We start from the raw sequence: 10,409 nt of genomic DNA, 5'->3' as shown, positions 1-10,409 counted from the left end.
CTTTACAGTTACTCCTAAAGTAAAAAGCCACTGTTAACAGTGGCTTAAAAATATTAATCAATCACTTGTTTTACTATTTACTGTGTTTATCAAACCACCATTGAATATAGGCCACTTTAGTCATTAAGTTAGAAGGTCGCGAAGTAATGCCATGTGACGCATCAGGAATACGTACCATAGCAGTATCAACTCCTTGTAATTTTAAGGCTTGATAAAACTGCTCTGTTTCCGAAATCGGCGTGCGGTAATCGGCTTCACCAGTGAGTAGCATAGTGGGCGTTTTAACCTTGCCAACATAACTAATTGGCGAACGTTGCATATAATGTTCTATATGATCCCACGGCTTACCCGGAAACCAGTAATCGGCAAAAAATGGGTAGTAATCAGCAGTTAGTACAAAACTGATCCAGTTAATCACAGGTTTAGCAACCACGGCTGCGGCAAAACGGTCGGTATGACCGATGATCCATGCTGTAAGCACACCACCACCTGAGCCACCGGTAACAAATAGCTTTGATTCATCAATAAAGCCTTTCGCGATTAACGCATCGACTCCAGTCATTAAATCATCAAAATCGTTACTGGGGTAATTATGATGAATCGTTTGCGCAAACTCCTTGCCGTACGAGTCACTACCACGCGGGTTCATGTACAGTACCACGTTACCTTTGGCGGCAAACAGTTGTACTTCGGCACTAAAATGCGGCCCGTAATTGGCCACTGGGCCGCCGTGTATTTCAAGGATTAACGGGTATTTTTTGCTGCTATCAAAACCAGGCGGGTAGGCTACCCACGCTTGAATTGGGAGTTGGTCGTGGCTCGATTTAAGCCACAGCTCTTCTACACGGGCTAACTGTTTATGGCCCAGTGCATTGTCATTTAAACTGGTTAGGCGCTGTGCTTTACCGCGTTTAATGGCCGCCACATCGGCAGGGCGCTGCGTATCGGCAAGGGTAAAGGCAATGTCGTTATCTTCACTCACCGTAAAGTCTCCCCCTGAATAGGGGCGGCCAAACGACACACTGCCAATTTGTTCGGTAATGACTTTACGCTTGCCACTGCGCGGTTGATAGGCAAGCACGGTTTTGCCCTGATCGGCATAACTAAAGTAAATACCTTTAGAGTTACCGCTCCAGGTTATATTAGCGACACTGCGGTCTAAATCGGCGGTTAACGAGCGGGTTTTGCCAGAACTTAAGTCGTGCAAATAAAGCTGGCTATTTTCGTAATTGGTTTGCTTATCATCGTAACCAACATAGGCTAGGTAACGGCCGTTTGGCGATACAGTGGGGCGCTGATCGGGGCCATTTCTATCGGTGACGGCGGTAATGGCCAAAGTGGTTAAATTGAGTTTATAGATTTCAGTATTGGTGGGTTTTAATAAATAATTTTCGTGCCTGTTGGCTGAAAAGTACAAGGCTTTTTTATCTTTACTAAAACTTACCTCACCGCCGTTATTAAACTCATCAAAGGTGAGTTGCTTTGCATTGCCGCCGTTTGCGTCTATAAGAAATAATTGGTCAAAGCCTTTTTTGCTATAACCGGCACCGTCGGCGCGGTAATACACATCATCAATGTAGTTGGCAGGCTCAGCCCAGCTTGCTCCTTCAGGCTTGCCAGGTAAGCTAATAGGGGCAGTGGCTGCAGTAGGCACAAACATGGTAAATACCAATTGCTTAGCATCGGGGCTCCACTTTAATGCCTTGGGCGTGTTGGTTAAATTACTAATTTTACTGACAGCGCCGGTTTTAAGCCATTTCATATAAATTTGTTGGCTGCCATCACGGTTGGAAATAAAAGCAAGACGAGAGCCATCGGGCGATAGTTTTGGCGAGTAATCCATATGCACACCAGAGGTTAACGGCTGCATATGTCGTGTTTTGTAGTCTACGGTCCAAATATTACCAATTTTGCGATCGGTTTTTATATCCATTCTATTGCGCACAAAATAAACCGTTTTCCCGTCTTTGGTGATATCAAGCTGGTTGGCATACTCTAAGGTAAATACATCCTCTAACTGTAACGTATTGTTATTAGCATAGGCTAGATTACTAGCACTTATTAGCAAACTCAGTGCATAAAGCGTCTTCATTATTATTCCCTGTAGTGATTAATATCGATTGCAGAATGACTCTGCGCTGATTAACGGCATTGTTATTATATTTTTAGCTTTGCTGTTAAATCATCAATTTAGCGCTAACTTAGGTGATGAGCGAACAACTTGGCTGTCATCCCATATGTTAGTGAGTTTAAAAATAATAGCTAGAGCAAGGGGGTTTTACAGCTTAATATTAAGCTTATTTTATGGCGGGCACTGAGGCTGTTGACGACTTTATAACGGCGAAATTATCTAGATTAGACTGAATAATTGCTAAAAGCTGTAAAGGGGGTTTACAACTTTTAGCGCGATGTAATATTAGCAGCGACTGTTACACAAAGCTTTTATTTGCTGAATAACAGCAATGCTTGCTGCGTTATCGCCATGCACACACAAGCTATCGGCATTGAGTGAGAGCTTTTTAGCTGAGCGAGTAATAACACTGCCATCGGCTAGCAGTTGTTTTACTTGGCTCAGTAATGCGGCTTGGTTATGCACACTGCCTGCAAGTTGTCTTGAAACTAACTGACCGGCATCATTATATTGCCGATCGGCAAACGCCTCTAAGATGAGCTCTATGCCTAAGCTGTGGGCCATTTGCTGGTGTTTATTGCTGTCATTGGTTGCCAGCAGCATTAACCGTAATGGGCTTGGGTAGCGGGCGACTGCCAGCATCACCGTGGTTAACAGCTGCTCATCAAGCATCATGTCGTTATACAAGGCACCATGGGGTTTAACGTAACTTAGGCTAAGACCATGCACTTTTGCCATGCCCTCTAATGCGGCTATTTGATAGTGAAGGCAGTTAATCAGCTGTTGTGGGCTAAGCGTCATAGAGCGCCGGCCAAAGCCTTGTTTATCGGGGTAACTGGGGTGGGCACCGATTTGTACTTGGTGTTGTTTGGCCAGCAACAGCGTGTTTGCCATCACATCGGCATCACCGGCGTGAAAGCCACAGGCAATATTTGCCATATCAATATGTGGCATCACCGCCTCGTCTAGTCCCATAGTCCAAGCTCCAAAGCTCTCACCTAAATCACAATTAAGCTGCATGATAAACGCTTCCTATTTTTTTATCGTAACCGGTAAACTGCCTTGTGCTGACGATTTACCTAGTAAAACTTTGGCTAACGCCGTAAAGGCAGGCCCAGTTACAGCCGTTTTGTTATCGACATCTATATTATACGCATAAGAGGCGAGTATCGCATCGGCATAGTTGCCAAACTGGGCAATATCGTAAGGGGCTCTTAGGCTAATAAACACGGTGTTTTTATTTTGCTTTTTTGCCACTTTTAATAACGACTCAAGTGCTTTTGGTTGTTGCTGATTATTAAGTGCAAATTGCGCCGCGTCGGCTAGGTCATCCATACCGCCAATTTCAACCGCACTTTGCTTGGGGGTTGCGTTGCCCGCTATAACAACATCGGCTTTATTAATGTCTGCATGTGCTTGTTGCGGATCAAAACCTTGCAGGCTACTACAGCTATAGCTCAGTGAATGCTGGCTGTACGTTTCGAGTGCTTGTTGCATTGCCATACACTTGCGAGTGTCGGGCATAATAATGTGTACATGTTGCCCCGCGGCAAAGGTTAACGGCAGGGTAATACGCTCGTTTTTTACTTCTGTAATAGCCGCTAAGGCAAGCTCTGCTTCTATGGCACGGTGCGCTTGACTGCCAATTAGCTGTTGAGCTTGATGTTGTGTATCAGTTGCTGTAAACGCTGAACTGAGTTTAAATTTATTTTTCAGCGCGACAATACGCTGCGCCGACTGCGCTATTTCTTGCCGATCTAATTGCTTAGCAGCAACTGCTGCGACCAGCGCGTTTATCAGCTGCTTGAGTTTGACGAGATCATCTGCGGTGCGAATTGCTATGGGCATAAGGGCAATATCAACGCCGGCAGCAAAGGTGTTGATCACCGCTTCTGTGGGATTAAAAAACTCGCTGATCCCCGCCATATCCAGTGCGTCTGTTATAACAACCCCTTGATAATTAATCTCATTACGTAATATATCGGTTATGATTGTGCGTGACATGGTGGCGGGTTTAATCATTTGTTTACCATCGACACTGGTAAACGTAGAGCTATCTAATGCAGGGTATTGAATGTGCGCAGTCATGATCATGCCCGGGCTTTGCTCATTAATAATTTGTTTAAATGGCGCTATGTCTTGTTGGTAAATGACTTCTTTAGCATGGTTTACTCGCGGTAATCCGGTATGGCTATCGACATTGGTGTCGCCGTGCCCCGGAAAATGCTTCAACGAGCTAATAACCCCATTTGCTTCAAATGCAGCGACTTGCGCTGCACCTAAGGTGGCGACGCGGCTTGGGTTTTCACCAAATGAGCGCACGTTAATCACCGGGTTGTCAGGGTTCATATTCACGTCTATCGATGGGGCATAATTAACGTTAACCCCCACGGCAGCAAGTTCAGTCGCCAGCACGGTCGCACTTTGTGTAGCATAATAACTACCGTGTTTATCGTAGGTGGCACCAATAGACATATTGCCGGTAAACGAAGTGGCCACGTCGCGCGGTAAGCGTGCCACACGGCCACCTTCTTGATCAATCGAAATAAATAACGGTAACGCTGAGCTAGATTTACTCGCAGCAGTTTGTAATTGTTGATTAAGGCTAACTAATTGTTCAATTGATTGGCTGTTTTCGGAAAATAAAATCACTCCACCAATATTATACTCACTGATCGCGTTGGCTAGCGCCTCAGGGAGTTGAGTCAGTGGGGTACGACAGCGTTCACTACTGCCTTGCTGACAAAAATAGCGAAAGTCGAGAATGAGCTTTTGGCCAAGTTGCTGTTCAAGCGTAAGTGCCGCTTGAGCGGTAGAAGATTGTAATGGCATTAAACACCCAATAAAAAAAGCAAGTGACGATACAGCGTACTTATTAAGCAAAATACACCCCAAGGTTAACTAACATATATAAGTGGTTGCAGCTTATCTATTTTTTAGTGCAACTGCAAAACACGCGGCTTATGTGCTGAGCTAATATATACCATGCTGCCATTAAAGGGCTTTGCGTTTAGCGTAGGTTGCGCGATGCTCCTTGGTCAGTTGCCGCTGCGAGCCGTTCATTTAGCGGCGGGGGAAGTTGCTGACATTAATTGATAAAATAACTTAAAACTATTTTGCAACTAGGCTTGACAGTAAATTTAAAATCTATATAGTAGGCCGCAGCTAGAAAGAAAGCATGTAATTTATAAATCTCCATTTCGTTGTTGTATAAGTAATACTTGTAGTACCGTCCTGAAGTTTTTAAGTACCATCTCATTTTTTGCTACACCCGCCCAATTAGGGCACTTTATTAATTTTTATATCAGGAATAATACTATGTCTAACATCGTATCAGGTACAGTTAAGTGGTTCAACGAGTCTAAAGGTTTTGGTTTCATCGAGCAAGAAAATGGCCCAGACGTTTTCGCACATTTCTCAGCAATCAAAAGCGAAGGTTTCAAAACTTTAGCTGAAGGCCAACGTGTAGAGTTCACTCTTTCACAAGGTCAAAAAGGTCCACAAGCTGATAACATCACAGCTGTATAATTTTACTTTTTAAGTAAAATGAAAAAAAGCGCTTAAGGCGCTTTTTTTGTGTCTGAAATTTGACTCAACCTAAGCTGCACCTATTATTAATGTAAGTTCATCAGTAGGTATCGTTATCATTAAATCCTTCCTTATACTTGTTTTTATATTTATTAGTCATTACGCACAGGCTGAAGGTTTCAAGCTCACGGTCTACACTGAGCACTTTTCGCCATACAATTTTGAAAACAAAGCGGGTCAACTTGTTGGCATAAATCTCGATATTGTAAAAGATGTATGCATTGCGTCAGACATTACCTGTGAATTTAAAATACTTCCTTGGAAACGTGCTTACAGCCTAGCCCAAAAAGAAAAGCATTCAGGTATTATCTCTATCGCTAAAACACCTCAAAGAACGCCTATTTTTAATTGGGTAGGGCCTTTGGCATCCAGTGAAACATTTTTTTATAAACTTAAAAAAAATACTCAGTTAAAAATGAATAGCTTAAATGAAGCAAAGCAGTTTTCACTTGCTATCGTAAGAGGGGATATTTACGAATCCATAATTAAAAAAGTAGGGTTTGAAGCAGGTAAAAACCTTTTGTCCATAGGTGATGAAAAGCAATATATGCACTTGTTTTTAAATAGTAAAATAGATTTGATTTTAGGCTCTGAATACACCATTGGTTATCAACTTTCGCCTTTTGGGTATAGTGAAGACGATGTCGTTAGGCTGCAGGAATTACCATTACCTGAGATAGCAGGTAACTACATCGCGTTTAATAAATCAGTACCCAATTACATTGTAGAGCGTTTTAATAGGGAGTATGAAAAGCTTAAAAAGAAGGATAACTTTTCGGCTTATAAAAAACGTTATAAGCGCTAATGTTAGTGCCTGTAAGGCAGCCCTTTCTTTTGCTTTATTTTTAAAAATGCAGCTTGCAGTGCTTCTATTAAATGCATATCTGTTTTTTTATTTGCAGCTAAATAAGCATCAATTGTTAGCTCATCTATTTTATAAATAAACTTTAAGTGCGCTGGTTTGAGCTTTAGATAATCACTCATCTGCTGCATGAACAAAGGATCGTCCACAATTAAATCTACTTTTTTAGCGAGTAGTAAAGAGTATGACTTTTGAATATCAGAGGTTAAAACAACTTCAAACCCCAGTTTAGCGAGGGTTTGTGTTGAAAAGTCATTGCGCTGCATAGCAATTTTGTACACTTTGGCTTGCTCAGTAGTGTTTATAATAAGATCATCTCGCTCTGATAGGCCAATAAAGCCTAGTTCAAAACGTCCGACAGGTCCTATCCAATAAAATTTGTCTTCTCGCTCTACAGTGCGTGCAAGGCTGTATATAAAGGTATTTTTAAGCTCATCTGCAATTTTATAAGCACGTGCCCAAGGGTACATTTGAATGTTAGGTGTTAGATCAGCCTCAGCAAATATATCTCTAATAAATTGAGTGCCTTCACCTGCTACCTCACCATCAATCAACACCTGGTTTGGCGGTGCTAACTCTGTAACAACAAGGATGGGTTCTTTTGCTTGAACATACACAGAACAAATTAAAAAAAGAGAATAAAGAATATATTTCACAATAGCGGATCGTTAGTCGGTTAGCTTAAGTAATATAAGTGTGGCTGAAAATACGAAAAACACAAAAAATATTTATGTGAATTTGTTACTAAGATATTGGTTTATTTGAGTTATATATAACCATAAATAAGGTTAAATAGCTTGAAGGTTGGAAGTGTATAAATCTGGAAGGCCTAAAACGATAAAAGGGCCTTGCGGCCCTTGGTGAAGTATCGTTCAAGTCAGATAGAGCTTTAACCCCTTAAAGCGCTATCCTCTTGTTTTGCAACACCGGTGTTCATCTCAATAAGTTTCTAAGCTAGCGAGAGGAAAAACCCAGCAATTGCTGCGCTCATAAGGTTAGCCATAGATCCTGCTAACACTGCTCTGAGCCCTAAGCGTGCGATATCCTTCCGCCGACTAGGCGCCATACCGCCTAACCCACCTAGTAAAATGGCTATCGATGATAGGTTAGCAAAGCCACATAGAGCAAAAGTAACAATTGCTTGTGTGTGTGCGCTTAACGTATCGCGATAATTTATAAAGTCTAAGTAAGCAACAAACTCGTTCACTACTATCTTTTGACCAATAAAGCTGCCGGCTATAATTGCTTCATCCCATGGCACACCTAGTAACCATGCAACAGGAGCAAATACATAACCTAATATTTCTTGAAGCGTTAATGTTGGATAATCAAACCACCCACCAATACCGCCTAATAAACCGTTTAATAGTGCAATTAGCGCTACAAAAGCAAGTAACATTGCACCTACATTAAGTGCTAAATGCATACCGTTTGCTGCACCTGATGCAGCTGCATCAATTACATTTACAGGCTTATCTTCGTCATCTAAATCTAAATCAGCTAAGTTATCTTTAGGCGTTTCAGTTTCTGGCACAATCATCTTGGCCATTAAAAAACCACCTGGAGCAGCCATAAAGCTCGCTGCTATTAAATACTTAAGATCTACGCCAATAATAACGTAACCAGCCATTACAGAGCCTGCCACAGTGGCTAAGCCACCTACCATCACTGCAAACAATTCCGATTTAGTCATTGTTGCTATAAATGGCTTAACTATCAGCGGTGCTTCAGTTTGGCCAACAAAAATATTTGCCGTTGCTGAAAGCGATTCTGTGCGAGAGGTTTTCAATAATTTTTGTAAACCGCCGCCTAAAATCCTAATTATCCAATCCATAATGCCAAGGTGATACAACACAGCAACAAGTGCTGAGAAAAACACGATAACGGGCAAAACTTGGATCGCAAAAATAAAACCTAATGTGTCTTGTGAGGCAAGTGGGCCAAACAAAAACCCAATACCGTCGTTTGCATAACCAATAACCGACGATACGGCTGCTGACATGCTCGTTAACACATTTTTTCCTGCTTCAAAAAACAGGACAAAACCGCCAATAACTACTTGCATCGCAAATGCTATACCAACGGTTCTTAAATTAATTGCCTTGCGATTAGTTGATGCCGCAAAGGCAATGCTTAGTAGCACACACATGCCCACTAAGCTCATAAATGTTGTCATACAAATGTTTCCCGTTGTTATTCTTGTAGTAAATATTTTATCTTACTTTTTATTATATCAATCGCAACGCGGTTCATACCGCCTCGAGTCACAACTAAATCTGCGTTATGCTTAGAAGGCTCAATAAATTGATAAAACATCGGTCTAACAGTTGCTTGATACTGCTCAACAACAGATTGTAATGTTCTGCCTCGTTGCTCCATATCACGTTGCATACGACGCATTAAGCAAATATCTAAAGGCGTATCTATAAACACCTTAATATCAAATTCTTTATTAAGCGCTTTGTCACTCAATAATAAAATACCTTCAACAATGAGTATTTTAGCAGCAGGCACTCGGCGAGTTTTCTCGCTACGTGTATGCTGTGCATAATCATACGTTGGTACTTCAACTGAATTTCCACTACGAAGCTGTGTTAAATGCTCAAGCATTAACGCATGTTCAAATGCATCAGGATGGTCGTAATTCGTTTGCGTACGATGCGCCATCGGTAAATGCGACTGATCCTTGTAGTAAGCATCTTCTTCAATAATGGCGATAGCGCCTGGTTCAAGCTCATTAACCAATTCATTGTATATAGTTTGGCTAAAAAGAGATTTGCCCGACGCAGACGCGCCTGCAATAGCTATAATAGTAGTTCGTGTCACTAAAGTTCTCACCCACACAGAAGGATATATTGTTGGTAGATCACAATAGCAAAAAAGACACGATTAATCTCTTTTGCTTCGCTTAAGAATGCAAATTTATAATGTTTAGGTTTTATGAAACAGGACTTTTGTCCTGTACGGAAAAATCGATCAGCGGATAAAGTAACCACCTAGAATCAAAGTGAGGTCAAAATGGCAAGAGCAATTATCTTAATGGCAGATAGCCTAGGAATCGGTGCAGCACCAGATGCAGATAAATTCGGCGATCTTGGGGCTAATACATTCGCTCACTTACTAAAAGCATATTACGACGAAACAGGCGCTGCATTATCGCTTCCTAATCTATCAAAACTTGGGTTAGTGGATGCATGTGAAGCTGCCGGTGGAGAACCGTGTTTAATTTCAGACCGCCAAGCTTCTCAAGGAGCATGGGGTTACGCTAAAGAATTATCTAGCGGAAAAGACACGCCATCAGGTCATTGGGAAATGGCAGGAGTACCTGTGTTATTTGATTGGGGATATTTCCCAAAAACACAGCCAAGTTTCCCACAAGAATTTATAGACGAGTTTATAGCTCGTACTGGTATTCCTGGCATTTTAGGCAACTGCCATGCATCGGGAACAACCATTTTAGAACAGCTAGGTGAAGAGCACGTAAAAACAGGTAAACCAATCTGTTACACCTCAGCTGATAGCGTGTTTCAAATAGCCGCGCATGAAGAGTCATTCGGCCTAGAGAAGCTTTATCAAGTTTGCGAAATCGCACGGGCGCTACTTGATGAAATGAATATAGGACGAGTGATTGCGCGGCCATTTTTGGGTTCAAATAGCCAAGACTTTGCTCGAACGGGTAATCGTCGCGACTATTCAGTGCTTCCGCCAGCACCCACATTGCTAGACGTATTAGCAAAAGACGGCGGCGAAGTAATTAGTATTGGTAAAATTTCAGATATTTATGCGCATCAGGGCATAACCCAAAAGCATAAAGCACCTGGGCTTATG

9 protein-coding genes are annotated in these 10,409 nt (G+C 41.9%); 3 read left to right on the top strand and 6 right to left on the bottom strand.

Translation table 11 applies throughout. The annotated features are described in order from the left end of the window. Positions 1-73 precede the first annotated feature (73 nt). From ABYB02_RS10780 to ABYB02_RS10770, 3 genes are all read right to left on the bottom strand, one after another. A complete protein-coding gene (locus ABYB02_RS10780) occupies positions 74-2,092 on the bottom strand; it encodes a prolyl oligopeptidase family serine peptidase (RefSeq protein ID WP_372762461.1) in 2,019 nt (672 codons plus the stop codon). 324 nt (positions 2,093-2,416) lie between these two features. Beyond that, complete coding sequence (locus ABYB02_RS10775) at positions 2,417-3,151, bottom strand: 5-oxoprolinase subunit PxpA (RefSeq protein WP_372762460.1); 735 nt, start codon at positions 3,149-3,151, stop codon at positions 2,417-2,419. Between the two features lie 12 nt (positions 3,152-3,163). After that, positions 3,164-4,963 carry a glycoside hydrolase family 3 N-terminal domain-containing protein gene (locus tag ABYB02_RS10770; protein ID WP_372762459.1) on the bottom strand — a complete coding sequence of 600 codons (1,800 nt, stop codon included), beginning with the start codon at positions 4,961-4,963 and terminating at the stop codon, positions 3,164-3,166. Between the two features lie 486 nt (positions 4,964-5,449). On the opposite strand from ABYB02_RS10770, the gene ABYB02_RS10765 reads away from it, so the two are divergent. After that, positions 5,450-5,659: a cold-shock protein gene (locus tag ABYB02_RS10765; protein ID WP_002959120.1), complete on the top strand. Its 210-nt coding sequence runs from the start codon at positions 5,450-5,452 to the stop codon at positions 5,657-5,659. Positions 5,660-5,741: 82 nt separating this feature from the next. After that, positions 5,742-6,524 carry a substrate-binding periplasmic protein gene (locus ABYB02_RS10760; protein WP_372762462.1) on the top strand — a complete coding sequence of 261 codons (783 nt, stop codon included), beginning with the start codon at positions 5,742-5,744 and terminating at the stop codon, positions 6,522-6,524. 2 nt (positions 6,525-6,526) lie between these two features. Here the strand turns inward: ABYB02_RS10760 and ABYB02_RS10755 are convergent, their stop codons facing one another. The 3 genes from ABYB02_RS10755 to udk all read right to left on the bottom strand — a co-directional run bounded on the left by ABYB02_RS10755 (position 6,527) and on the right by udk (position 9,407). Further along, positions 6,527-7,237 carry an ABC transporter substrate-binding protein gene (locus ABYB02_RS10755; protein ID WP_182672722.1) on the bottom strand — a complete coding sequence of 237 codons (711 nt, stop codon included), beginning with the start codon at positions 7,235-7,237 and terminating at the stop codon, positions 6,527-6,529. Between the two features lie 293 nt (positions 7,238-7,530). Continuing rightward, a complete protein-coding gene (locus ABYB02_RS10750) occupies positions 7,531-8,757 on the bottom strand; it encodes a NupC/NupG family nucleoside CNT transporter (protein ID WP_039488805.1) in 1,227 nt (408 codons plus the stop codon). Positions 8,758-8,774: 17 nt separating this feature from the next. Then, a complete protein-coding gene (gene udk, locus ABYB02_RS10745; protein WP_024596281.1) occupies positions 8,775-9,407 on the bottom strand; it encodes a uridine kinase in 633 nt (210 codons plus the stop codon). A 192-nt stretch (positions 9,408-9,599) separates the two neighbouring features. Between udk and ABYB02_RS10740 the strand changes: the two genes are divergently transcribed. Beyond that, positions 9,600-10,409: phosphopentomutase (locus tag ABYB02_RS10740; protein WP_372762458.1), on the top strand; the 810-nt coding region annotated here is incomplete at its 3' end.

The organism is Pseudoalteromonas sp., assembly GCF_041613455.1.
GTDB lineage: Bacteria > Pseudomonadota > Gammaproteobacteria > Enterobacterales > Alteromonadaceae > Pseudoalteromonas.
This window is presented reverse-complemented; position numbering and strand designations above follow the sequence as displayed.